This window comes from Ensifer sp. 2TAB8, assembly GCF_052115125.1.
GTDB lineage: Bacteria > Pseudomonadota > Alphaproteobacteria > Rhizobiales > Rhizobiaceae > Ensifer.
Window position 1 is genome coordinate 266095 of the sequence record NZ_JBFRGB010000005.1, and the last position, 23440, is coordinate 289534.

Below are 23440 nucleotides of genomic sequence, written 5' to 3' on the forward strand. Positions count from 1 at the left end.
ATCACGATGATTTTTGGTCCTCACCCTGCCAGGCCCTCGCCAGCGGGGTGATCGGCAGCGCCAGCAGGTCAATCGCCCTGGCCGCCAGATGGTCGACGATGGCCTCGACGGTTTCAGGCCGATGATAGAAGGCCGGCACCGGCGGCATGATAATCGCCCCCATTTCCGTGACGGCGCACATATTGCGCAGGTGACCGAGATGCAGCGGCGTCTCGCGTGCCATCAGCACCAGCCTGCGCCGCTCCTTCAGATGCACGTCCGCTGCACGGACCACGAGGTTATCGGCCATGCCGGCAGAGATCGCAGCAAGTGTGCGCATGGAGCACGGCGCCACGATCATGCCGGCCGTTGAAAACGACCCGCTCGCAATCGCCGCGCCGATATCGGCGTGGTCATAGGTTCGCGTAGCCTTACGCAACAGGGAGGGAAGTGCCTCTGCGCCAACCTCATGCGCAAGCGTGCGGTGCGCCGCCGGCGATAGGACGAGATGCAGCTCGACGCTTTCGATTTCGCTGAGCCGCTCGGCGATGCGAACGGCAATCGCAGCGCCTGAAGCGCCGGTGACGCCGAGGACGATCTTCAACCGGTTCATCGCGTCAGCCCTCCAAGCCCGAGACCGGCCCAGATCGCATCGACCTGACCAATGACCTCGGGCGACATCTCCAGAACACGCCCCCATTCGCGGTCGGTCTCGGCGCCGATCTTGTTGGTGGCGTCGAGCCCGAGCTTGCCGCCGAGGCCGGAGCGCGGCGACGCGAAGTCGAGATAGTCGATTGGCGTCCCCTCGATCACGGTCACGTCGCGGCTGGCATCGAAGCGGGTGGCAAGCGCCCACATAACGTCGGACCAGTTGCGCACGTTGATATCCGGATCGACGGCGATGATCAGCTTGGTGTAGCTGAACTGCGGCAGGACAGACCAAAGCCCCATCATCACGCGCTTGGCCTGCCCGGGATAACGCTTGTCGATCGAAACGACCATGGCCCTGTAGGAGCAGGCTTCGGGAGGCAGATAGAGGTCGGATATCTCGGGAAACTGCTTGCGAACCAGCGGCACGAACAGCCTGTTCATCGCCTCTCCGAGCCGCGAAGGCTCGTCCGGCGGCCGGCCGGTATAGGTGGAAAGATAGAGCGGAGTCCGACGCATGGTGATCGCCGACAGACGCATGACCGGGAACGGCTCCACCGAATTAAAATAGCCGGTGTGATCGCCATAGGGGCCCTCCTCCGCGGTCTCGCTCGCTGAGACCGTCCCCTCCAGCACGATCTCCGCATTGGCCGGCACCGAAAGCGGCACGGTCTTCGCCTTCACGAGTTGCGTCCTGCCGCGCCGAAGCAGCCCTGCGAAATTCAGTTCGCTCAAGCCATCGGGCAGCGGCATGACCGCAGAAAGGATCGTCGCCGGGTCGGCTCCGACGACGACCGCGATCGGCATGTCCTGCCCCAGGCGTTGCCACAAGCGATGGTGACGGGCGCCGCCGCGGTGCGCGAGCCAGCGCACGATGGCGCGATCAGACCCCAGCACCTGCATGCGATAGATCCCGACGTTGACATCGAGCGGACCATCCGGCGCGCGCGTGATCACCAGTGGCCAGGTGATGAGCGGCGCCGGCTCGCCCGGCCAGCACCATTGAACCGGCAGGCGCCCGAGGTCGATTTCGTGATCGCGCCAGACGACCTCCTGACACAGCGCACGCGTTACCTTTCGTGGCCGCATATACATCGCCGATCGGAGCAGAGGCAGCCGGTCCCAGGCGTCACGCAGCGACTGCGGCGCTCTCGGATCGCGCAGTTCCGCAAGGTCGCCCGCAAGCGCATCGAGCCCACCCGGCGCCAGGCCGAAACCACGCTCGATCCGGCGTTCCGACCCGAAGAGATTGGTCAGAAGCGGGATCGGCTGTGCAGCGCCCGTCGCATCGATCGGCCGCTCGAAGAGAAGTGCCGGCCCGTCAGCGGCAAGCACGCGGCGGTGGATTTCGGTCACCTCATGCACCAGCGAAACCGGCCGCGAAATGCGCGTCAGATCGCCTTCGCGCTCGAGCGTGTCGACAAAATCCTGAAGCGTTGCAAAGCCCTGGGACGGGCGGAAGGTCCTGTTCATGGAGCCTGTTTGTGGCGGCGAATGGCCCTTGTCTTTGACGTGGCGCAAATAACCGGCCGCCCCGGGCGACTAGCATGCGGCGCATCGTCCGATTCTCCCTGCAGAGGTAGTCCCACAGGCCGTCATGACACTTCCCCTCGCGATCACCGCACCCCTCAACTTCGTTCCCATCATCGCCATCGAAAGCGTGGTGCAACGCGTCTTTGCCCGCGTGATCGAGACCCATCCCGGCCTCTTCGACCGTCTCGCGGATCACGCAGCCAAGCGCTACGCCTTCCTGCCGTCGGACCTGCCGATCGGCTTTCTTGTCGAACCGGCCGTGCCGCGCATCTCCGTGCATCGCAAGGAGCGCGCGCCGGTTTCCGATGCCTGCATGGAAGGCGAACTCGTGCTGCTTCTGGCGCTACTCGAGGGCCGCATCGACGGCGACGCCGTCTTCTTCTCGCGCGATCTTGCCGTCAGCGGCGACATGGAGGCGATGCTGGCGCTGCGCAACGCCCTCGACGACTGCGAGATCGACCTTCCAAGCGATCTCGCCGACATGGCCGGGCCTCTGGCGCCGCTCGTGCGCCGCGCGGGAGAACAGATCCGCGAGCGCGCGCTTGGCCGTGTTCTCAAGGAGGAGGCCCCCCAATGGAACTGATCTGCCCCGCCGGCACGCCTGCCGCCTTCCGCGAAGCCGTCGATGCCGGCGCCGACGCGGTCTATTGCGGCTTTCGCGACGAGACGAACGCCCGCAATTTTCCCGGCCTAAACTTCTCCCGAGACGAACTCCGAACGGCCATCGCCTATGCCAAACAGCGCAGGGTGATGACCTTCGTCGCGATCAATACGTTCATGCGCGCCGGCCAGGAGACGCTCTGGCATCAGGCGGTGGATGACGCCGTGGCGCTTGGTGCCGATGCCGTCATCCTCGCCGATTTCGGCCTGATGGCCTATACGGTCGAACGCCATCCCCAGCAGCGGCTGCATGTCTCCGTGCAAGCCTCGGCCTCGAACGCCGATGCCGTGCGCTTCCTCGTCGAGGCCTTCGCGGCAAAACGCGTTGTGCTGCCGCGCACGCTGACGATCGCCGACATCGCCCGCCTTGCCAGGCAGATCGATTGCGAGATCGAAGTCTTTGCCTTCGGCGGCCTCTGCGTCATGGCCGAGGGGCGTTGTTCGCTCTCTTCCTACGCCACCGGCAAGTCGCCCAACATGAACGGTGTCTGCTCGCCCGCGAGCCATGTACGCTATCGCCAGGACGGACGCGAGCTGGTGTCCGAGCTCGGCGATTACACCATCAACCGCTTCCCGGCGGGCGAAGCGGCCGGCTATCCGACGCTCTGCAAGGGCCGTTTCGACATTGCCGAGGAGCGCGGCTATGCCTTCGAAGATCCGGTTTCGCTCGACGTCATGGACCATATCGATGCCCTACGCAGCGCCGGCGTCAGCGCGTTGAAGATCGAGGGCCGGCAGCGCGGCAAGGCCTATGTCGCCGAGGTCGTCTCGGTCATGCGGCGGGCACTGACCGCCGGCGCCGCCGAGCGGCCTGCCTTGGTGTCGCGGCTGAAGGCGCTCAGCGAAGGCCAGAAGACGACAACAGGCGCCTATGAAAAGCGCTGGAGGTAATCGGCCCATGACCACATCTACGAACCTCACCAACCCCGCCTTAAGCCTCGGCCCGGTCTACTATCTCTGGGATGGCCCCAAATGGCGCGACTTCTATTTCCGCATCGCCAACGAAGCGCCGATCGCTCACGTCACGATCGGCGAGGCGGTGTGCTCGAAGCGGCTGCATTTCATCGAACCCTATGTCGGCGAGGTCATCGAACGGCTGGAGAATGCCGGCAAACAAGTGAGCCTCGCCTCGCTCGCGCTGGTGACGCTGGAACGCGAAAGCCAGTTGGTGCGCGGGCTGGTGCGTGACAGCACCCATCCGATCGAGGCCAATGACCTATCCGCGCTGCATCTGCTTGCCGGCAGGCCGCATTCGATCGGGCCGCTGGTCAACGTCTATAACGGCGCGACCGCCCGGCTCCTGGCTTCGAGGGGCGCAATCAGCATCTGTCTGCCGCCGGAACTGCCGATGGCATCGGTGCGCGGCATCCTTGCCGAGAACCCCGGCGTTGCCTTCGAGGTTTTCGCTTTCGGTCGCGTGCCGTTGGCGATCTCGGCGCGCTGCGCCCATGCCCGTTCCAAGGGGCTGATCAAGGACAATTGCCAGTTCATCTGCGGTGAGGATACGGATGGCCTGACCGTCGAGACACTCGACCGGCAGCCCTTCCTGTCGCTGAACGGCGTGCAGACCATGTCACACACCTGCCAGTCGCTGATGCAGGAGCTACCGGAACTGGCTGCAGCCGGCGTATCGCGCATCCGGCTATCGCCGCAGGACTGCGACATGGTCGCGGTCGCACAAATATACGACGATGCGATCACTGGCCGGTGCTCCACCAGCGAAAGCCTTGCCCGGCTCGCCTCCACCTATCCCGACGTACCGTTTTCCAACGGCTTCCACCACGGCCAGACCGGAGCCGCCTGGGTCAAGGTCTCGGCACGTGACGGTGTCCCGGCTGCTTAGGGCAGGATGCGGAAAGCGTATGCGGACCGCATCTCCCACCGGACTAGAAGCCGAGCAGCACTGCGCCTCCGGTGAGGCCGGCGCCCGCTGCCGTCAGCAGCACTTTCTCGCCCGGAGCGAACGGGCGCTTTTCATGCGCCAGCGATAGCGACAGCGGGATCGTCGCGGCGGATGAGTTGCCGTAATCCGCGATGGTGCGCACGGTTCTTGCCGGCGCGATGGCAAGGCGATCGCAGACTGCGTCAAATATCCGGGCGTTCGCCTGATGCGGCACGAAGCGGCTGACCGCTTGGGGTTTGCTGCCCGCGGCATCCAGAGCGCGGCTGGCACATTGCGCCATCATCTCCACCGCCCGGGTGAACATCTCCCGCCCGTCGCGCATCGTCATCAGGAAATCCTGCGGCCGCAGGTCCGCAGAGAACGGCAGGCTGCTACCGCCGGCGGCGATGGAGATCAGGTCGTAGCGGCTGCCGTCCGCCGCGAGATCGACGCCAAGGAGGCCGGTCTGCGAATCAGCGGACGGGGCCACGACGACCGCACCTGCCGCATCGGCAAAGAGCACGGCGCTTGCCCTTTCCGCTGGATTGATCCGCCGGCTGAGGATGTTGGCCGCCACCACCAGGACCGGCTTTCCCTGTGCCCGCACGAAGCCGTCGGCGAGCGCCAGGGCATAGAGAAAGCCCGAACACGCACCGGCCAGATCAATCGCACCGGAACGGGTGAGCCCGAGACGGTGAGCAAGCAAGGGTGCGGAGGGCGGCAGGAGATGATCGGGCGTCGAGGTCGCGAGCAAGGTCAGGGCGATATCGCCCCGCGAAACGCCTGCATTGTCGAGCGCTGCAGCCCCGGCGATCGATGCCAAGCCCGTCAGCGTCTCGCCGTCCTCTACCCAGCGCCGCTCGCGAATGCCGGTGCGACGTTCGATCCAGCCGGGTTCGAGACCGAGTTTCGTTTCAATCTCGGCGTTTGCGACACGCCGCTCCGGAACCGCATGGCCGAACCCAACAAGGCGGGATGACCTGGCAGCGCTCACAGTCGCCCCGCCGCGAAAAGCGATGCCGCCTCGTCGATTGCGCCATAGGCCTGCGCGAGTTCGGCTTCGGTGACGCAATAGGGCGGCATCAGATAGATGACATTGCCGAGCGGGCGGATCAGCAATCGGCGCTCGCGGAAGAACGCCCTGAGCCCTGGACCGACCTCAGAGAGATAGCCGCCTGCCGGAACCTTGAGGTCCAGCGCGGCAATCGTTCCGAGCTTGCGGACGTCGTTGAAGCGGGGGTCGTCGGCAAACCGCGCGACATGCCGACGCTGCCGTTCGCTCAAAGTATCGATACGTTCCCGCACTGGCTCCTCCTTCCAGACGATGAGATTGGCGAGCGCCGCAGCGCAGGCGATCGGGTTGGCCGTGTAGGAACTCGAATGGAAGAACGTCTTGCGCCGATCGCTCGAGAGATGGGCCTCGAAGATTTCGGCCGTTGAAAGCGTCGCCGCCAGCGGCAGCGCACCACCGGTCAGCCCCTTTGACGTGCAGAGGATATCCGGCGTGATCCCGATCTGTTCGCAGGCAAACAGACTGCCGGTCCGTCCCCATCCGGTCATCACTTCGTCGGCGATCAGCAGGCTGCCGTGCCGCTCGGCGATCCGTTTCAGTTCGGAAAGCACCGACGCCGGGTAGGTCTTCATGCCGCCGGCGCCGAGAAGCAGAGGTTCGATCAACAGGGCAGCCACTTCGCCGGAGCTGCAGGCCGCCTCAAAGGCATCGAGCGTCGCCTGCTCCCGGCCTGCCTCCGGAAACGGCAGCCGATCGACGGCAAAAAGCAGCGGCGCGTAAGGCGCGTTGAAGACGCCTCGTTCACCTGTCGACATCGTACCGATCGTGTCGCCGTGATAGCCATGTTCGAGCACGCAGATGCGGTTTCGCGGCCGGCCGAGATTGTGGAAGAAGCCGAGCGCCATCTTCAACGCGACTTCGACCGCCGTCGAGCCGCTGTCGGAATAGAACACATGGGCAAGCCCTTTGGGCGCGATCTCGATCAGCCCGCTTGCCAGTTCTTCCGCCGGGGCGTGGGTGTATTCCGCGAAGATGACCTGGTCGTGGGTTTCCGTGGCCTGGCGGATCGCTTCCATGATCGCCGGATGGCGGTGACCGTGGGTGACGACCCACCAGGACGAGATCGCATCGAGGACCGACGCGCCGTCCTCGTCGAGGAGATAGGCACCCTCGGTCCGGACGACGCGGCGCATCGTCGGCTCCAGCGCATGCTGGGTGAAGGGGTACCAGACTGCGGACGTTCTCATGCCGGCACCTGCTTAAAATCGTCGATGTCGAAATTGTCGCGAAAGGCTTGCCGCAGGCGATCCGGCGTCAACGGATCGAGCCGCGGCAGCCGCCCGAGCCGGCGCACGGCGCCCAATGCAGCGATGATCGCCTCGCTATCCGCCTGCTCGTCGCCAACGAAGGCGACACCAAGGACCGGGATCACACGGCGGCGCAGCGCCTCGAGCGACAGCAGCGTGTGATTGATCGTGCCGAGCCCGGTGCGGGCGCACAGGATCACCGGGATTTGCCAGCGTGCGAACAGATCGGCAAAGACCGTTTTCTCGGTGAGCGGCACCAGGAGCCCGCCTGCGCCTTCGATGACCAGCGGTCTGTTCACCGCCGGCGGCAAGAGGCTTTCAGGCGCGATCGACACACCGTCGATACGCGCCGAGAGGTGTGGCGATGCCGGCGTTCTGAGCCTATAGGCCTCGGGCAGAATGCGCTCGGGCGGGATCCGACCGAGCCGGGCGACAGCCTCGCTGTCGGTCTCTTCGTCGAGGCCCGACTGCACCGGCTTCCAGTAGCAGCCGCAAAGCGCATCGGTCAGGGCTGCAGAGAATAGGGTCTTGCCGATGCCGGTATCCGTGCCGGTTATGATGAAACGGGGCGTCATGGCCGCTCCTCCGCCATCGCCACCTTCAAGCGCTCCAGCATGCGCATGATCATCGGCCGGTCGACATTCAACGTGATCGCGATCCGAAGCCGCGCGGTCCCCTCGGGAACGGTCGGCGGACGGATCGCCCTGATATCGAAACCTTCGACGCGCATCCGCGCGGCAATCCGTACAGCGCGGCCGTTGTCTCCGACAATAACGGGGAGGATCTGCGAGCCGCTGCCTTCGATGCCAAGGGTTTCGGCAAGCGCCTGATTGGCGAAGGCCCTGAGGCCATCGAGCTCTTCCCGGCGCTGCGGCTCATCCGCCAGCAGCGCCAGCGCTTCGCGGACGGCGGCCGCGATCAACGGCGACGGCGCGGTGGAATAGATGAAGTTGCGGGCACGATTGACAAGGTAGTTGCAAAGCACCGCACTCCCACCGATGAGAGCGCCGGAAACCCCGAGCGCCTTGCCGCAGGTGTGCAGCACCACGAGATTTTCCCGACCTTCCAAGTCGGCCGTCAGCCCGCGTCCGTCCGGCCCGAAGACGCCGGTCGCATGTGCCTCGTCGACCACAAGAAAGCCATCGTGCCGCTCAGCAAGCGCGGCGAGATCTGCAAGCGGCGCCCGGTCGCCGTCCATGGAATAGAGGCTTTCGACGGCAATCCACGGATGCCCCATGCCGCCCGCCTTCCGCCACCGGCTGATCGTATCGGCGAAAGCATCGACATCGTTGTGCGCGACGGCACGTGTGATCGCCTTGCTTGCGGCAATACCCTCGTGAGCACTCGCATGGATCAAGGCATCATGAACGATGATATCGTCGCGCTGTGGGAGCGTCGAAAACAAGGCGGCATTGGCCGCGTAGCCGCTGGCGAAGAACAGCGTGCGCGGCACGCCGAAGAACGTCGCCGCTTCCGCCTCCAGCGCCTCATGTTCCTCGTGATTGCCGCGCAACAGCCGCGAGCCGCCGGACCCGACCGGCACCCCGCGTTCAATCGCTGCGGCGATTGCCGCCTTCAGGCGCGGCGATCCGGCAAGCGCCAGATAGTCGTTGGAGGTGAAATCCATACCACCGCCGACGACCAGTTCGCGTCGGCGCCCCTTTCGATCGAGGCCGCTAAGCGTCTTCTCGTGGCGCGCGAGGAGGGCCACGGTCATTCGGCCGCGTCCTCTTTTGCCGCAAGTGCCATCGGCTTCAGCCCGAGGCGGCGGAACAGGGACGCATCGTGATCCTCCCCGGGATTGTCGGCTGTCAGTAGCGTCTCTCCGACGAAGATCGAATTGGCGCCGGCAAAGAAACAGAGCGCCTGCGTCTCGTCGCTCATATCGGTGCGGCCAGCGGAAAGCCGGACATGCGACTGCGGCATCAGGATGCGCGCCAGCGCGATGGTGCGAACGAAATCGATCGGATCAACAGGTGCGGCATCGGCAAGCTTCGAGCCCGGGATCGGGATCAGCATGTTGATCGGCACGCTTTCCGGCGGCACCGGCAGATTGGCGAGCGTTACCAGCATCGAGATCCGGTCGTCTGCCGTCTCGCCCATGCCGAGAATGCCACCTGCACAGACCTTGATGCCGGCGTCGCGGACATTGGCGAGCGTCTCCAGCCGGTCGGCAAAGCTGCGGGTGGTGATGATTTCGCCGTAGAAGCGCTCCGACGTATCGACATTGTGGTTGTAGTAATCGAGCCCGGCGTCGGCGAGCCGCTCGGACTGTTCCGGGGTCAGCATGCCAAGCGTCATGCAGGTCTCCATGCCGAGTGCCCGCACGCCGCTGATCATGGCGACGATGGCCTCCATGTCACGCTCCTTCGGGCTGCGCCAGGCGGCGCCCATGCAGTAACGTGTCGCGCCGCCATCCCTCGCCTTCCTCGCTTCCGCAAGAACCCGCTCGACTTCCATCAATTTCGACGCCTTGAGCCCGGTCGGGTAATGCGCCGACTGGCTGCAATAGCCGCAATCTTCCGCGCAGCCGCCGGTCTTGATCGACAGCAGGCGGCTCATCTGGATGGCGTTGGGGTCGAACGCGGCGCGATGGGCGGACTGCGCGCGATAGAGGAGGTCGTTGAACGGCAGATTATAGATTTTTTTTGCATCAGCCAGAATCCAACGCGGCTCGGTCGCTTTAGCGGTGACTGAAGTCGACTCGGTCGAACTGTTTACGTCGAGCATGTGTGTTCATTTCCCCGTTCGCGAACCAGTAAAATAGATAGAATCCATAATTATCTATAATTTTCACAAGGACGGGTTACCGCAACCACTTTTAAGTAGGCCAGTGGGCATTTCAGCAATCCAAGGATGCATTATCACAATCCAGCAGGTGACATGAAGGCAACAAACGGCATCGTTTTCCGCTCGGTGAATTGAATTCGGGATAGCAGCAATGAACTCGCAACATCCTGCTCTAATGAGCTTTCCTCCCAACTCATCTGCAGATCTATCGACGCGAGCCGCCTCAACAACGCAGAGACTCAGCGACTTGTGCCTCATCCAATTTTTATAGATAATTTTTGGCTGGAGACACTCGGCGTGATACTCGCATCGGCGGCTCTTGACAAAATCCGGTCCAGCCGTTCAGTTTGAAGCATTCACCAGGGGTGTCCCGGCAAGGGGCTGAGATTCTGCCAGGCGGTTTCCGCGGCGCAGTGACCCGTTGAACCTGATCCAGTTCATACTGGCGTAGGGACGGTGCAGACATCGCTGCCGCATTCGCGTTCGCGCGAGCCTATCGCGGCAAGGCGTCCTTCCATCCCCTACGGCGCGAACTGGGTCTCCAACTATGGAGCCTCGGCAGTGCGTATCATCATCGCGACTTTGCTTCTTTCGGGCCGGCGGCCGGTTCCGCACCGTGGGGCGCATTGACCATGCGCGTCCTGATCAAAGGCGCCGGCGTCGTCGGACTGGCCTTGGCGCATGAACTGAATGGTCGCGGCGTCGAAGTTGCCGTTGCGGAGCGGCAGGCGGGCTTCGGCGGTGCAGCATCCTGGTTTGCCGGCGGCATGCTGGCGCCCTGGTGCGAGCGCGAAAGTGCCGAGGAAGCGGTACTGACACGCGGCATCGGCGCCATCGACTGGTGGGACCGGGCGCTTCCGGGCGAAGTATCGCGCAACGGCACGCTGGTCGTCGCCCCGGCACGAGATGCCGGCGAACTCAAACGCTTCGCTTCGCGCACGTCCGGCTTCGAATGGCTTGACGCAGAGGCGATCGCGCGGCTGGAGCCGGCGCTTGCCGGGCGCTTCCAGCAGGCGCTGTTCTTTCCCGGCGAAGCACATATCGATCCTCGCCGGGCACTTGTCTTGCTGCGGCAAAAGCTGGTCGAGCGTGGCGTTGCCTTCGTCGAAGAGACGGATGACGGCAGCGGCCACGATATGATCGCCGACTGTAGCGGCGCGTCTCGGATCGGCGCCATTGCCGGCCTGCGCGGCGTGCGAGGCGAGATGCTCTATCTGCAGACAGGCGAAGTGGAGCTGTCGCGACCGGTTCGGCTCATCCATCCGCGCATCCCGCTCTACATCGTGCCGCGCGGCGATGGGCTCTTCATGTGCGGGGCGACCATGATCGAAACGGACGATGGCGGGCCGATTGCCGCCCGCTCGTTGATGGAACTCCTGAACGCCGCCTACACGCTGCACCCGGTCTTTGGCGAAGCGCGACTCATCGAAACCGGAACCGGCGTCCGGCCGGCCTTTGCCGACAACCTGCCGCGCGTCATGTGCGCCGGAAACACCATCACGCTCAACGGGCTTTACCGCCACGGTTTCCTGCTCTCGCCAACTCTGGCCGAGGAGGCGGCGGATCTTGCCCTTGCCCGGAACCTGAAGGGAGATGCCGCATGAAACTGATCGTCAACGGCGAGGATCACGACCTCGCAGTCGCAAACCTTGCCGAACTTCTGGCCGCACTCGACTTTGAAGGCGATTGGCTTGCCACCGCCGTCAACGGCGAGCTGGTACATCGGACGGATCGCTCGGCCCATGCCCTCAACGATCGCGACCGGATCGAAATACTCTCACCGATGAAGGGAGGCTGAGACATGCTGACGCTTTATGGACAGGAATTGCGCTCGCGCCTGCTTCTGGGTACCGCCCGCTACCCCTCGCCGGCCGCCCTTGAAGACGCGGCTCGCGCGTCTGCGACCGAGATCCTCACGGTTTCGCTCCGCCGCGAAACCGCCGGCGGCCGCCAGGGCGGCGCCTTCTTCGAACTGATCCGGTCTCTCGGCGTGCATGTGCTCCCGAATACCGCCGGCTGCCACTCGGTATCGGAAGCGGTACTGACGGCGAAGATGGCACGCGAAGTCTTCGGCACGAACTGGATCAAGCTCGAGGTGATCGGCCATCAGGATACGCTCCAGCCCGACGTCTTCGGACTGGTGGAGGCAGCGCGCATTCTCTCAGCCGAAGGCTTCGAGGTCTTTCCCTATACGACCGACGACCTGGTGGTCGGCGAGCGGCTCGTTGAGGCCGGGTGCAAGGTGCTGATGCCCTGGTGCGCGCCGATCGGCAGTGCCATGGGGCCGCAGAACCTCCCGGCGCTCAGGGCCATGCGGGCGCACTTTCCGGATATGCCGCTGATCGTCGATGCCGGCATCGGCCGCCCTTCACACGCAACCATCGTGATGGAGCTTGGCTTCGACGCGGTCCTGCTGAACACTGCCGTTGCCGGCGCAGCAAAACCGGCTCTCATGGCCGCGGCCTTCGCCCGGGCGATCGATGCAGGACGTGACGCCTTTGAGGCCGGCATGCTGGAGCCACGCGATTTTGCCGTCCCCTCCACCCCCGTCATCGGAAAGGCGGTGTTTGCGTGAAACTTGATCCCTTCTACCTCATCGTCGACAGCGCCCGGTGGATCGAGCGGCTGGTGCCGCTCGGCGTCAAACTGGTGCAGCTTCGCGTCAAAGACCGCCCGGAAGCGGAGCTTCGCGACGAGATCCGTGCGGCCAAGGCAGTATGCAAACGTCATGGCTGCCAGCTTGTCGTCAACGACTACTGGCGCCTCGCGATCGCCGAAGGCTGCGACTTCGTCCATCTCGGCCAGGAGGATCTGGCGGAGGCGGATCTTGCCGCGATCCGCGCAGCCGGCCTGAAGCTCGGCCTTAGCACCCACGACGAGGCAGAGCTTGAGACGGCGATTGCCGCGAAACCCGACTATGTTGCGCTCGGGCCGATCTATCCGACGATCCTGAAGCAGATGAAATGGGATCCGCAGGGGTTGCCGCGGCTCTCCGCCTGGCGGGAACGCGTCCAGCCGCTGCCGCTCGTTGCGATCGGCGGCCTCAACATCGAGCGGATCGCCGGCGTCTTCGAGCACGGCGCGGACAGCGCCGCCGTCGTCACCGATATCACGCTGAATGCCGACCCCGAGGGGCGGACACGGGAATGGATCGCACGCACGCAGCCGTGGCGCTGCCTCAGGCAATCGCAAGTTCGGAAAGCCAGGCCGACCCCAGGCCGTGCCTGTCGCAATAGGCCGTGAGGCGGTCGCGCGTCTTGCCCGGTCGGTCAATCCCGAGAAAGCGCGAGGCGTTTCTCCAGAGGATGTTCTGCTGGTGCTCGTCGCTGACGCTGGCGAGCGTCAGTTGCTCGGCAATCCTCGATACATAGGCGTTGTAGTCTTTTTCCAGCGCCATCATCGACCAGTCGGTGCCAAACATGAGGTGACGGGCGTCGGGGTCGTAGTCATCAAGCCATTTGTCCAGCAACTGCCGGATCTCTGCGTGAAGATTCTTGTCGTCGCTGCTGACCAATTCACTGAGATAGCTCAGATCCGCAAAAAGGTTCAGGCGACGCTCGTGGTCGATTGTCCTGCCGATGATGTCCTCCCAGGTCGGCGGCCCGGAAAACTTGTCCTGGGCACAGGAAACCATTACGCCCGTCGGCGCGCCCGGGCGTATGACTTCGTCGAAAGCGCCAAAATGCGCGAGATTGATCCGCAGCTTGTCGTACTGGTTGGTGTCGAGCAGATCCTTCCAATAGGCGGGGCTTGCCAGGTTGCCGTAGCCACAGCCGGCCCCGATGCTGTTTTCCGCATGGGCCATGATCGGCACATCGTTGTCGCGGCACCAGACGTAAAGCCGCTTCAGAGCGGCATCGATCGCCGGATCCGCATTGCCCCATGCCTTGAAGCCCATCGGCGGGTAGATCTTGACGCCGATGAAGCCCTTTTCCATGATCGCATACTGGACATTTGCCAGCGACGAACCCGGCCTTTGCGCCTCGCGGTGCGGATCGAAGCCGACGAAGCTATGCATGCGGATGCCGTGCTTCCTGGTGACGAGCTGCTGGACCTCGTCCATCACGTCGATCTGGTCGCGCTGAGGCGATGATCGACCGTGCAGCGATTTGTCGAAGTCCAGGATACTCGGCGTGATCAGCGACAGCCGGCATTTGGACGCGAAGATCTTGATATAGGCCTCGGCCAGGTTTTCCCGGTAGTCCTGCATCAGCCGGACGAAAGAAAGATAGGTGCCGATCTGGTCGTGCGCCTTTGCGTTGTTGGCGAGAGTATCGACCTCCGCGTCACTCATGGCGCCGCCCGAACGCCGCTGGTCCAGTCGCCTCTGGAATGTCTGCGGCAGATTGGGGGTGCCGCCGAGTTGCTGCAGCAGGCCGTCATAATCGGGGGATTCGCCAAGGCTGCGCCGTGAGAATGTGGAGCGCTGTTCGTTGGCGCGCGAGATCAGCTCCCTGATCGCGACACGCAATTGCTCGTCCTTGCGCCGCGCAAGTTCGGCGTCGGAAATGCGCCGGGCACCCTTCCTTAGGACAGCGAGCTCATGCTTGGCTTTGGGCGCGACGTCGCCAAGCGCGGTCACGAGAAAGACCACCAGCGCGTTTTCCAGTCCCTTCGCTTCCTGCGCGTTCGCCGAGAGCCTTTTCTCGGGCATCTTCTCACGCAGCGCCACGTAGCGAACGAGCCCTTCCACCGGCACATCGGCCGCGTTGAAGAAATGACAATGCACGTCGATGATCGGATGACTGAGACTGCAGGCGCCGGGCGAAGGCAGATGCCGGCATCCGGAAAGCACATTTGCAAGCACGCCCGCCGAAACCAGCCGCAAGACATCACGGCGCGTCACGGCGGCAACCGGACCAGCCCAGTCGACCCCCATCGTCCCCTCCTGTTGCGAGACCCCCTCGAACAATCGGGGAAACATTACTCCGTCCGAAGGCCGCGCGAAACAGCTATTTACTTGCCGTTACTGACATCTCGTAGATCAGCGCGAGTCGTCTTTCAGTCAGACAGGAGGCGTGTTACTCTAAAATCTTGGGGAGAATTTTGCGTGGTTGGTGGCGCCGGCAAATATGAATTCCAACGTTACCTGTCCGGAGCCCTGGTCCAATGGTCCTCCCCGGCAGCGACGGAATCGGCTGCCCCCGCACGGGAAGACTTTCTCGGTTCGCTGCTTTTCGCCGACATTTCCGGCTTCACCCGCCTGACGGCCAAATGGTCCGAAAGCGACCGTGCCGCCGGTGCGGAGCGCGTCAGCCTGCTCCTGAACGCCTTCATGGGCGAGCTCATCAACCATATTGAAGAGCATGGCGGTACGGTCTTGAGTTTCGCGGGCGACAGCCTGATTGCCGGCTGGCGGGCACCCTCCCCAGAGGAACTCGAGCAGACTGCCTGGCGCAGCTGCTATTGCGCCGAACGGATCCGCGAGCAAATCGGCGGCCCGGGCAGCCCAGAAGATGCGCTTCAATTGCGCATTGCCGTTGGCGCCGGTGCCATCACGCTGCTGCACCTGCTGCCGCGCGCCGATCAGCGCTGGCTGATCGTCGGCGGCGACTGCCTGGCCCAGGCCGACCATTGCGGCCAACTGAGCGATGCCGGCGAAATTCTCGTCTCGGATGCCGTGTGGCGCCTGGTCGGCAAGCGCGCCAAAGGCGGACCGAACCGGGAAGGAACCGCGCGGCTCGACAGCATAGAGCCCTGCTCGACCACGAAGGAGGCGCCGCGCACGCAGCCGGGCTCGACGGCTGACCGGCTTGAGGCCTACCTGCCGCTTTCGCTGCGCAGCCGCCTGCTGTCGCCGCTTTCGGAATGGCTCGCGGACCTCAGAACGGTGACGGCGCTGTTCGTGCATATCGTCGGCCGCGATCTCGATACGGATCTCGATCGGCTGAACAAGCTCATAGAACGATCGATTGCCGTCGTCGGCCGCACCGGTGGCGAGATCCTGCACACGGCGCTTCATGCCGGCGGGCTCGAAGTCTTCGCCGTTTTCGGCCTGCCCGGCAGGAAACATGCCGACAATGCGCGCCGGGCGATCATCGCCGCCCTTCGCCTGTCAAACGAACTCGACGAACCGGATCTCGGCCTGTCGGCCGGCATCTCCACCGGCGAGAGCTTCTGTGGCGCTCTCGGCACGATCCAGCGGGCCGACTATACTGTCGTGGGTGCTGCCGTGAACATGGCCGCCCGACTGGCGAGCGTTGCGGCAGGCCGCATCCTCGTCGACCAGGCGACAGCCAAGGAGACTGCCGGCCAGATCGCTTTTTCCGGCCCCTGGACGCTTGGGGTGCCCGGCATGCGCGGTGGCGTCGTCGCCTTCGCGCCGATAGCCGAAACGGTCGCGACGATCGACAACAAGTCACCCATTCTTTTCAACCGGGCCGCCGAACTGGCGGTGCTCAACGCCTATGTGGAGCGCGCCGGCCGGGGGCAGGCCGCCGGCGTGATGATCGTCAAGGGTGAATCCGGCGTCGGGAAATCGGCGCTGCTTCGCGCCTTCGTCGAAAACTGCCGTGACCATGGCAGCCAGGTCCTGGTCGGCAATGCCGACGATATCGAAAGCGACGTGCCCTATTTTGCCTGGCGCGGGGTGATCCGCGATCTGCTCGGCATCGGCGACCTGCGCGGCCCCGAGGCATCGGACCAGGTGATGCAGTTCTTCGCCCACCGCCCGGAACTCGCACATCTGGCGCCGCTGCTGAACGATGCCATCAACCTGACCTTGACCGACACGGTCGAGACGCGGGCGATGTCGGGCGACGGACGCTCCCACCGCCTACGCGAATTGCTGCGCGACCTGATGACCGACAGTCTTTCCTGGGGTCGGGGTGTCGTCGTGCTCGAAGACGTGCACTGGCTCGACGAGGCCTCCGGCCAATTGCTCGGACGGCTGGCCTCCGGAACGGCGCCGATCCCGGTCGTCGTATCGACGCGGACGGCCAGGACACAACAGGACCTGACGCGGTGGACCGGTCAACATCATAACGGTGCCCAGACCCTCGACCTTCTGCCGCTTGACTTCGAGGGCACAATCGCGCTTGTGCGCGCTTCGATCGGCAGCAATTCGCCTGCCGATGGCTTCGGCGAAGCGGTCTATGCCCAGTCGGCCGGAAACCCGCTGCTGATCTGCGAAATCTGCCGGATGATCGGCGAGCGCCGATTGCCGAAAGCGGCTGAAGCGCCCGCGCCGCTGTCGCTCGCCGAAACCCGTTCGAACGATGCGACCCTGCTCAATACGGCGAAGGTCACCGTTATCGCCCGGACCGACCAGCTTCCGGCCGAGCTTCAGGCGCTGCTGAAGATCGCAAGCGCCATGGGCGCGACTTTTTCCGTTCCCGAGCTGCAGGCGCTTCCGCCGATCAGGAAATACGCGCTCGACATCGAAGCCAGCATCGAGCGGCTGCAGGCCGCCCATCTGATCAAGCCCATGGATGATCGCCCGGGTCGCTTCACCTTCAGCCACGCCGTCATCCGCCAGGCCATTTACGAGAGCATGTTGTCGGAACAGCGCCGCGAGGCCCATCGCGCCATCGCGCAGGCGATGGAGGAGAGCAGGCAACCCGATAACGCCGAGAACCTGCCGCGCATCTTGAGCCATTGGGAACGCGCCGGCGATGCCAGGCTGGCGTTCAACTACCTGGATCGTGTCGCCGAGCTGCGCCTGCGCCAGTTCGATAATGCGGCCGTCGTCGACCTGATCGAGCGCTTCTTCAAGACCGCCCGCGAGCTCTCGATCACGATTACGCCGACCCGGCGGGCGGCCGCTTGTTTCCTGCTCGGCGAGGCCAGCCTCAATCTCGGCCGCGCCGAGGCGGCAAGGAATGCCTATGAGGAAGGTTTGCGGCTTTCCGGCCTTCCGCTGCCGCGCACCTCGGCCGGCCTCGCGCTGCACCTCGTGCTCGATCTTGCCGAACAGGTGTGGCGTCGCGTGACCCACGGGGACAAGGACTGGATCCTGGAACGTGAGATCTCACGATCGCCGTCCGATCCCTTCCTGCTCGCGGCAAAGGCGCATGAGGACCTGACGCGGATCTACTACTTTACCAGCGAAAAACTGCGACTGATCCATGCAACGCTTCGCGCGACGAACCTTGCCGAAAGAAATAAGTATGTCTCGCCGACGACCGCCACGAACTACGCGAGCCTCGGCGCGATATGCGGCGTCATCCCGCTTCACAAGCAGGCCGAGCATTACAGCCGCCTTGCCGCCGCCCTTTCGGAACGCGTGGATCAGCTGGGAACGCGCGTGCGCGTCGACCTCTTGTCGGGCATGTACCAGATCGGCATCGGCCATTGGCGCGAAGGCAAACAGGCATTCGAGGCCGGTCTCAACAATGCCTCGACCGTCGGTGACCTTCGGCGCTGGTGCGAGGTGGCCGTCGGCCTCGAGACGATTTCGGGCCCCTGGCTACTAACCTCCGCCTTCGAAGGCATCGCACCCTGGGAGATCCTCGTTCAGCGTATCTGTGAAGAGGGCCGCAGACGCGGCGACACCCAGGTGCTTGGCTGCGGCCTGCTCGGCCGCCTCAGGGGCCATGCAGCACTTGGCCGATGGAACACCATTGAAGCCGATCTCGATGAGCTCAAGCAGATCATCACCGCCAAGGCCGATGGGCTGGAACTCGTTCACTGCATCGAGGGCGCATCGCTTCTGGCAGAGGCCGCCCGGCGGCAGGGCAATACGGGTGAAGCAAAGGCCTGGTTCGAACGCGCATTCTCCTGGTGCCAGACGCTCAACCCGGCAATGAAGACACGGACCCTGCCGGCGCTTGCCCGCCTGTTCGACGTCGCGAGCGACCCTGATAGCGGCGACCCCATGGCAGCACAGCTTGTCCTGCGAAAGCTCGAGCGGTTTGCCCGCGTCTATCCGATCGGCCGCCCGGCGGCAGCGCTCGGCGAGGCGACCCTGCACGTGCATCGCGGCCAGCAGCGCCGCGCCGAACGGGTCGCACGATACGCCTTCGCGGAAGCAATACGATTGGAGATGCCAGCCGTCGCGCTCGCGTCGTTACACCACCCGGCGGGGCGGAAAGACGCTGCCGCATGGCAGGCCCTGGAGACGATGTTTGCCGTTCGGCAAAACACCTGGAGCGAGGTCCTCCAACTTCATCAAGCCGAGCCACCGACCCATGTCCCGATTGTTGCGTTCGAGGGAGGCCACGCATGAACCAGTCCCGAGTACCTCGCGTCCTGATCGTGCTTGCCCATTTCGACGAGACCAGAAACCCAGAAGGCCGCCCCGATTTCATTCCACAGGGAACCGGACATCTGTTCCTGGCGGGCGCCTTTGCCCGCGATCGGGTCAGCCTTCGCGCCTACAGTGAGTTTCACGACGGGCCGCTTATCGACGAGGCGGCGTTCGCAGACCTCGATATGCTGGTGCTGACCGGCGTCACCGCTGCCTTCGACCGGATGCGCCACCTGACCGCCTATGCCCGCACGAAGTCGCCCGGATGCGTGATCGTTGCGGGCGGACCGGTCGTGCGCAATCTGCCGGTTTCGAGCGCCGAAACCTTCGACTACGCCTGCGAAGGCGACGTCGAGGAGATGCAGGCGGTCATCAGGGAAGTCTTCGGCGAATGGGCCGTCTCCGAGACGATCCTGCCGCGCTTCGACCTTGCCAATTGGGGTGGCCCGGTCAGCTACGTCGAGACGAGCCGCTACTGCAATTTCAAATGCAGCTTCTGCGCGCTCACCGCCGAAAACCGGCGCTATCACAGCTACGACCTCGGCTATATCGAGGCGCAATTGCGCAACGTCCCGGCCAAGAAATACGTACTGTTCATCGACAACAATTTTTACGGCAACAGCAAGGATGCGTTTCATGTCAAGCTCGACTTGATCCGGTCGCTGTGGCGAGAGGGGCTGTTTCAGGGGTGGATAGCCCTCGTCACCGGGGATTTCTTCCGAGACCCCGACAATCTCGAAGCCGTTCGTGCGGCCGGCTGTCTGGGTCTTTTCAGCGGTGTCGAGACGCTGAACGAAGCGCAGTTGAAGCGTTATCAGAAGAAGCAGAACCTGGTGGTGCCGCAACTGGAAGCCATCCGGACTTGCCTCAAGGCCGGCGTCGCCTTCCAGTATGGCCTGATGTTCGACCCTTCGTCGCAGACGATGCAGGCGATGCAGGACGAACTCGCCTTCATTACCGGCGAAAGCACCATGCCGTTGCCGGCCTTCCTCAGCCTGACGATCCCGCTGCTCGGCACGCCGCTGTTTGACGAATGCGCCGCTGAGCGGCGCTTCCTGCCTTCAGCCAAACTGCGCGACATGGATGGGTTCACCTTGATGACCCGTCCGATCGATGACCTCGGGGAGGTGGCCCTCTTTGCGCGCAAGCTGTCGCGCCTCGACGGCAACCGCGTCCGCATCCTGCGTCATTGCCTGGGCTTTTATCGCAACTACCGCCACTCGCTTTCCGGCCGGCAGATGATCCATCTACTCGCCAACAGCCTGCGCCTCGCGCTTCCCTCGGTCCTGCATCGCCATGGCCTGCCGACGCGTTCGGGGAGCGACGACAATCTCACCTACGTCACGACGACCCAGCCGCTCGGGCCGCTTTACACGCCGGCGTTCCGGGTCAGCGAAGGCTTCCGCTCGCATTTTGCGCCGACCATGATCACCGACGCTTCCGGAGCGCTCGACGACACCATTGCCCGCAATCTCGAATTTCGCAGCAGCCGGCGGCAACGAACGGGCTTGGGATCGAACACAGCGCAGGCTGAGAGCGTGCCCTCTACGCCTGCGGCAATCTGACCTCCTCATTGCAACCTCCAGTGCGTGAAGTTGGGTCGGCTTGGTAAGATTGGATTCAAACTTTTTGGGTAAGCTTCCGTTAGCTATTCACACCTGTCGGCCGGCGACTGCCGTCGACCTTGTTTTGCGTACGGGTGCCCATGCGTCTTTCAGCTGCGACCGCAATCATCTTTGCCGGCCTTGTTTCCGGTTGCTCCTCCAGTTCAAGCCTGGACACGATCGCACCGCGTCCCTCGCGCGAGACGACCAGTTCCGTCGCGCTCTCGGCCGCACCGGTGCCCGCCGCCAATGTGGGCGCGCGGGTCGCGCAGGTGACCCCGCCCCAGAACGTCCAATCGGCACCGCCGCAGGAAATGCTCGCCTGGGCCGGCCCCGTTCCGGAGCCTGAAGCCTTCGCGCCCGCGGCAAACACCACGACGACGCTCGCCACGCCTGTTCCCGACGCTCGGCCAGTCGCCTTCGTCGCGCCGGAAAATCCGGTGACCCAGGCGATGCCGCAGGGCCGCTCGCGGATCTACGGTCATCGTTTCCGCGACGCCAAGCCGATCAACTTCGGCCGCGCCAAAAATCCGCGCAAGATGGCGGTGCATGGCGTCGACGTCTCGCGCTGGCAGGCTGACATCGACTGGGCTCGGCTGCGGACACAAGGGGCAAACTTCGCCTTCATCAAGGCGACCGATGGCGGCGACCACCTCGACCCGATGTTCAAGAAGAACTGGCGCGCTGCCAAGGCGGCCGGCATCCGCCGCGGCGCCTATCACTTCTTCTACTGGTGCCGCACGGCCGGCGAACAGGCCGACTGGTTCATCCGCAACGTTCCGCGTGAACCGGGCGCGCTGCCGCCTGTCATCGACGTCGAATATAACGGCGAATCGAGCTGCAAGCGTCGCCTGTCGCCGGAGCGCATACGCGAAAAGATGCAGGTCTTCATGGACAAGCTCGAGGCGCACTATGGCCAGCGCCCGATCATCTACACCGCACCGGATTTCTATGCCGACAACCTGCAGGGCGCTTTCAAGAACTATCCGTTCTGGCTGCGTGCCGTCGCCCAGCACCCGTCGATCGTCTACCCGAACCGCAAGTGGCTGTTCTGGCAGTATTCCGGTTCTGGCCTTTCTCAAGGCGTCGATGGCAAGATCGACCTCAACGTCTTCCACGGCAGCGAGGACCAGTGGCACGACTGGCTGGAGGCACGGGCGAACTGAGCCGGCAGGCTCTCGCCCACCCAGCCGCTCAATCTGACACTACGGCGTCTCAGCCCGCTTGGGCAACTCTAGGCCCGCTCCGCTTGATGCGGTCCAGGAACCGCCGGTAGTCCGGCTGTTCGAGCAGCAAGCGCCGGCCAAGACCTGCGAGAAAATCGACGTCCTTCGCCTCCAGGCTCAGACGGTTGTGCAGCCCCAGGATCCGGCGTGCCAGCGCTGGGTCGGATATGTCCGACAGCGCCAACCTGACGATGCCGACATCGAGATCGCCGCAGCCTCGCTTCGTGCCGCTGCTCCCGCAACGCCATTTCACGAACTTGTCCCGCCAGGCGGGCAGATGGTCGCGCAGGGCATCAAAGCTCTGAAGATTGGGAATGTTGATCATCGCGTCGATGGCGGCGACGATCGCATCCGGCGCCTTGGGGCTGTCGACTGTCTTTGAAAGCTCCCCTCCGATCCGCGTCGAAGCATCGACGACGATGACCATCAGGTGCCTGAGACGCATGGCCCGCTCCGCAGGCAGCGGCTCGGGCGCTGCCCGGCCCATCAGGTGGAGGAGGCTCTGCGTTCCGACGCCATCGACCAGGCCGCCGTCGTAAAGCTTGAGATAGTTGAGATCCCTTGCCGTTTCGTAGCGCCCGAGAGAATCGGCATATTCGCGCGCAACGAGCGAGCCCGGCGCCAGAGGCCCGGTTTTCTGCGGTTTCGCTTCCGGCAACGCCTCGCAACCGGTCCGGAAGTTCTGCAGCGTCAGCGGCGCGAAGACGACCGGAACAGCGGCCGAGGCGGCAACCGCATAGGCAAGCGGATAATCGTCGTAGTTGCTGCAGATGGCGGTGAACGACGGACGATCGAAGATGAATGGGGCGCGATTGTAGAGATCGGTCGCGTGGATCACCAGGCGTGGGCGTCCTGGGCTCGTGATGTCGCCGAACGTCGCGCCCCTGAATAGGTTGGCGTCGAGCCAGGCAGGGAAGCCGGACAGATCGTTCACGCCACCCCGATAGCCGCGCAGGATATTGGGTGGCGAAAAGGACATCTTGAGCGATGCCTCGACATCGCGCCCGAGAAACCGTTGACGGAAATCAGCAAGACCCGATCGACCGTAAAGGGCGAAATGGGAGGCAAGCACCGCCCCGCCGGAGACGCCGGCAACAACGGCGACATCATCCGCGAGACGGCGCCCCCTTGCACCCGGTGACGGCGCCTCCGCCAGTGCCGACAGCACCCCGTAGCCGAAGGCGGCGGAGCGGGCACCGCCGCCGGAAAAGGCGAGGATGATGCCGGTTTCGCCGCCGTCCAAGATGGGTTGCGGCAGCGGCACGGCTCCAGTCGTCAGTTCGAGCCGCCTGTTGGTCGGCGTCACATCCGGGCCGGTGCAACCGGCCGCAGCAAGCGCAAACGCCAGCGTCCCGTGGCGCAGAAGCCGCCTTGTGCGGACAACCACAGTTTTCCGCACCGCATAGCGGCCGGTAGGCCCCTCTCCGATTTCCTTGAGTGAACGCCGCTTTCGATTGGTGACCTTCATTCGTCCTGATCCGGGTTGGCTCCGCCCGCGAGAACCGATGTTCACGAGCAGGTGCCGCACAGCCTAAGGACCAACATTGAGACAGCATGTCATGCCACAGCATCGCAACGAATGATTGTACGGCGACAGCGATCGGGACTACTT

19 protein-coding genes and 1 riboswitch are annotated in these 23440 nt (G+C 64.2%); of the genes, 10 read left to right on the forward strand and 9 right to left on the reverse strand.

Annotated elements, in window-relative coordinates; translation table 11 throughout:
- Position 1: 1 nt before the first annotated feature.
- Complete coding sequence (locus AB4Z53_RS12205; RefSeq protein ID WP_113538308.1) at positions 2 to 592, reverse strand: UbiX family flavin prenyltransferase; 591 nt, start codon at positions 590 to 592, stop codon at positions 2 to 4.
- A complete protein-coding gene (locus AB4Z53_RS12210; protein ID WP_441596061.1) occupies positions 589 to 2100 on the reverse strand; it encodes a UbiD family decarboxylase in 1512 nt (503 codons plus the stop codon). Before AB4Z53_RS12210 ends, AB4Z53_RS12205 begins: the two co-directional genes overlap by 4 nt.
- A gap of 124 nt (positions 2101 to 2224) precedes the next feature.
- Between AB4Z53_RS12210 and ubiT the strand changes: the two genes are divergently transcribed.
- The 3 genes from ubiT to ubiV are packed head-to-tail and all read left to right on the forward strand — an operon-like array spanning position 2225 to position 4663.
- Positions 2225 to 2743 (forward strand): ubiquinone anaerobic biosynthesis accessory factor UbiT, encoded by a 519-nt coding sequence (gene ubiT / locus AB4Z53_RS12215; protein ID WP_441596063.1) that lies wholly within the window; start codon positions 2225 to 2227, stop codon positions 2741 to 2743.
- Entirely contained in the window at positions 2734 to 3711 is a 978-nt protein-coding gene (ubiU, locus tag AB4Z53_RS12220; protein WP_441596065.1) for a ubiquinone anaerobic biosynthesis protein UbiU, read from the forward strand. The genes ubiT and ubiU overlap by 10 nt, the downstream gene beginning before the upstream one ends.
- Positions 3712 to 3718: 7 nt before the next feature.
- On the forward strand, positions 3719 to 4663 hold the full coding sequence (gene ubiV / locus AB4Z53_RS12225) for a ubiquinone anaerobic biosynthesis protein UbiV (protein WP_441596067.1): 945 nt from the start codon (positions 3719 to 3721) through the stop codon (positions 4661 to 4663).
- 43 nt (positions 4664 to 4706) lie between these two features.
- On the opposite strand, the gene AB4Z53_RS12230 is transcribed toward ubiV, so the two are convergent.
- The 5 genes from AB4Z53_RS12230 to bioB are packed head-to-tail and all read right to left on the reverse strand — an operon-like array spanning position 4707 to position 9751.
- Positions 4707 to 5696, reverse strand: coding sequence for a beta-ketoacyl-ACP synthase III (locus AB4Z53_RS12230; RefSeq protein WP_441596069.1), 990 nt, complete (start codon positions 5694 to 5696; stop codon positions 4707 to 4709).
- Positions 5693 to 6961 carry an adenosylmethionine--8-amino-7-oxononanoate transaminase gene (locus AB4Z53_RS12235; protein WP_441596071.1) on the reverse strand — a complete coding sequence of 423 codons (1269 nt, stop codon included), beginning with the start codon at positions 6959 to 6961 and terminating at the stop codon, positions 5693 to 5695. The genes AB4Z53_RS12230 and AB4Z53_RS12235 overlap by 4 nt, the downstream gene beginning before the upstream one ends.
- The gene (gene bioD / locus AB4Z53_RS12240; RefSeq protein ID WP_441596073.1) at positions 6958 to 7596 is read right to left on the reverse strand and encodes a dethiobiotin synthase; all 639 of its coding nucleotides are present in this window, start codon (positions 7594 to 7596) and stop codon (positions 6958 to 6960) included. Before bioD ends, AB4Z53_RS12235 begins: the two co-directional genes overlap by 4 nt.
- Positions 7593 to 8738, reverse strand: coding sequence for an 8-amino-7-oxononanoate synthase (locus tag AB4Z53_RS12245; RefSeq protein WP_441596074.1), 1146 nt, complete (start codon positions 8736 to 8738; stop codon positions 7593 to 7595). The genes bioD and AB4Z53_RS12245 overlap by 4 nt, the downstream gene beginning before the upstream one ends.
- The gene (gene bioB / locus AB4Z53_RS12250) at positions 8735 to 9751 is read right to left on the reverse strand and encodes a biotin synthase BioB (RefSeq protein WP_441596076.1); all 1017 of its coding nucleotides are present in this window, start codon (positions 9749 to 9751) and stop codon (positions 8735 to 8737) included. Before bioB ends, AB4Z53_RS12245 begins: the two co-directional genes overlap by 4 nt.
- Before the next feature lie 411 nt (positions 9752 to 10162).
- Positions 10163 to 10283: riboswitch (TPP riboswitch) on the forward strand.
- A 160-nt stretch (positions 10284 to 10443) separates the two neighbouring features.
- On the opposite strand from bioB, the gene thiO reads away from it, so the two are divergent.
- From thiO to AB4Z53_RS12270, 4 genes are read left to right on the forward strand one after another with little or no spacing between them, the layout of a single operon-like run.
- Positions 10444 to 11415, forward strand: a complete 972-nt coding sequence (gene thiO / locus AB4Z53_RS12255; protein WP_441596078.1) for a glycine oxidase ThiO — start codon at positions 10444 to 10446, stop codon at positions 11413 to 11415.
- Entirely contained in the window at positions 11412 to 11609 is a 198-nt protein-coding gene (thiS, locus tag AB4Z53_RS12260) for a sulfur carrier protein ThiS (RefSeq protein ID WP_113538297.1), read from the forward strand. Before thiO ends, thiS begins: the two co-directional genes overlap by 4 nt.
- Positions 11610 to 11612: 3 nt before the next feature.
- Complete coding sequence (locus AB4Z53_RS12265; RefSeq protein ID WP_441596080.1) at positions 11613 to 12386, forward strand: thiazole synthase; 774 nt, start codon at positions 11613 to 11615, stop codon at positions 12384 to 12386.
- Positions 12383 to 13054, forward strand: a complete 672-nt coding sequence (locus tag AB4Z53_RS12270; protein WP_441596082.1) for a thiamine phosphate synthase — start codon at positions 12383 to 12385, stop codon at positions 13052 to 13054. Before AB4Z53_RS12265 ends, AB4Z53_RS12270 begins: the two co-directional genes overlap by 4 nt.
- Here AB4Z53_RS12270 and AB4Z53_RS12275 read toward each other — a convergent pair.
- Positions 12990 to 14690: an amidohydrolase family protein gene (locus AB4Z53_RS12275; protein ID WP_441596083.1), complete on the reverse strand. Its 1701-nt coding sequence runs from the start codon at positions 14688 to 14690 to the stop codon at positions 12990 to 12992. The genes AB4Z53_RS12270 and AB4Z53_RS12275 overlap by 65 nt on opposite strands.
- Before the next feature lie 81 nt (positions 14691 to 14771).
- Between AB4Z53_RS12275 and AB4Z53_RS12280 the strand changes: the two genes are divergently transcribed.
- The 3 genes from AB4Z53_RS12280 (at position 14772) to AB4Z53_RS12290 (ending at position 21768) form a co-directional block, all read left to right on the forward strand.
- Positions 14772 to 18977 carry an AAA family ATPase gene (locus AB4Z53_RS12280; RefSeq protein ID WP_441596085.1) on the forward strand — a complete coding sequence of 1402 codons (4206 nt, stop codon included), beginning with the start codon at positions 14772 to 14774 and terminating at the stop codon, positions 18975 to 18977.
- Positions 18974 to 20563, forward strand: a complete 1590-nt coding sequence (locus AB4Z53_RS12285; protein WP_441596087.1) for a B12-binding domain-containing radical SAM protein — start codon at positions 18974 to 18976, stop codon at positions 20561 to 20563. Before AB4Z53_RS12280 ends, AB4Z53_RS12285 begins: the two co-directional genes overlap by 4 nt.
- A gap of 140 nt (positions 20564 to 20703) precedes the next feature.
- Positions 20704 to 21768, forward strand: coding sequence for a GH25 family lysozyme (locus AB4Z53_RS12290; RefSeq protein ID WP_441596089.1), 1065 nt, complete (start codon positions 20704 to 20706; stop codon positions 21766 to 21768).
- 49 nt (positions 21769 to 21817) lie between these two features.
- Here the strand turns inward: AB4Z53_RS12290 and AB4Z53_RS12295 are convergent, their stop codons facing one another.
- Positions 21818 to 23296: a patatin-like phospholipase family protein gene (locus tag AB4Z53_RS12295; RefSeq protein ID WP_441596091.1), complete on the reverse strand. Its 1479-nt coding sequence runs from the start codon at positions 23294 to 23296 to the stop codon at positions 21818 to 21820.
- Between the last annotated feature and the right edge of the window lie 144 nt (positions 23297 to 23440).

What these genes read in the sequence shown, in the direction of transcription:
- AB4Z53_RS12245 (WP_441596074.1), bottom strand. Translation starts at nt 8,738, where the DNA reads ATGACCGTGGCCCTCCTCGCGCGCCACGAGAAGACGCTTAGCGGCCTC.
- AB4Z53_RS12290 (WP_441596089.1), top strand. Translation starts at nt 20,704, where the DNA reads ATGCGTCTTTCAGCTGCGACCGCAATCATCTTTGCCGGCCTTGTTTCC.
- ubiT (WP_441596063.1), top strand. Translation starts at nt 2,225, where the DNA reads ATGACACTTCCCCTCGCGATCACCGCACCCCTCAACTTCGTTCCCATC.
- thiO (WP_441596078.1), top strand. Translation starts at nt 10,444, where the DNA reads ATGCGCGTCCTGATCAAAGGCGCCGGCGTCGTCGGACTGGCCTTGGCG.
- bioD (WP_441596073.1), bottom strand. Translation starts at nt 7,596, where the DNA reads ATGACGCCCCGTTTCATCATAACCGGCACGGATACCGGCATCGGCAAG.
- thiS (WP_113538297.1), top strand. Translation starts at nt 11,412, where the DNA reads ATGAAACTGATCGTCAACGGCGAGGATCACGACCTCGCAGTCGCAAAC.
- AB4Z53_RS12295 (WP_441596091.1), bottom strand. Translation starts at nt 23,296, where the DNA reads ATGAAGGTCACCAATCGAAAGCGGCGTTCACTCAAGGAAATCGGAGAG.
- ubiV (WP_441596067.1), top strand. Translation starts at nt 3,719, where the DNA reads ATGACCACATCTACGAACCTCACCAACCCCGCCTTAAGCCTCGGCCCG.
- AB4Z53_RS12275 (WP_441596083.1), bottom strand. Translation starts at nt 14,690, where the DNA reads ATGGGGGTCGACTGGGCTGGTCCGGTTGCCGCCGTGACGCGCCGTGAT.
- AB4Z53_RS12205 (WP_113538308.1), bottom strand. Translation starts at nt 592, where the DNA reads ATGAACCGGTTGAAGATCGTCCTCGGCGTCACCGGCGCTTCAGGCGCT.
- AB4Z53_RS12210 (WP_441596061.1), bottom strand. Translation starts at nt 2,100, where the DNA reads ATGAACAGGACCTTCCGCCCGTCCCAGGGCTTTGCAACGCTTCAGGAT.
- AB4Z53_RS12265 (WP_441596080.1), top strand. Translation starts at nt 11,613, where the DNA reads ATGCTGACGCTTTATGGACAGGAATTGCGCTCGCGCCTGCTTCTGGGT.
- AB4Z53_RS12235 (WP_441596071.1), bottom strand. Translation starts at nt 6,961, where the DNA reads ATGAGAACGTCCGCAGTCTGGTACCCCTTCACCCAGCATGCGCTGGAG.
- AB4Z53_RS12285 (WP_441596087.1), top strand. Translation starts at nt 18,974, where the DNA reads ATGAACCAGTCCCGAGTACCTCGCGTCCTGATCGTGCTTGCCCATTTC.
- ubiU (WP_441596065.1), top strand. Translation starts at nt 2,734, where the DNA reads ATGGAACTGATCTGCCCCGCCGGCACGCCTGCCGCCTTCCGCGAAGCC.
- bioB (WP_441596076.1), bottom strand. Translation starts at nt 9,751, where the DNA reads ATGCTCGACGTAAACAGTTCGACCGAGTCGACTTCAGTCACCGCTAAA.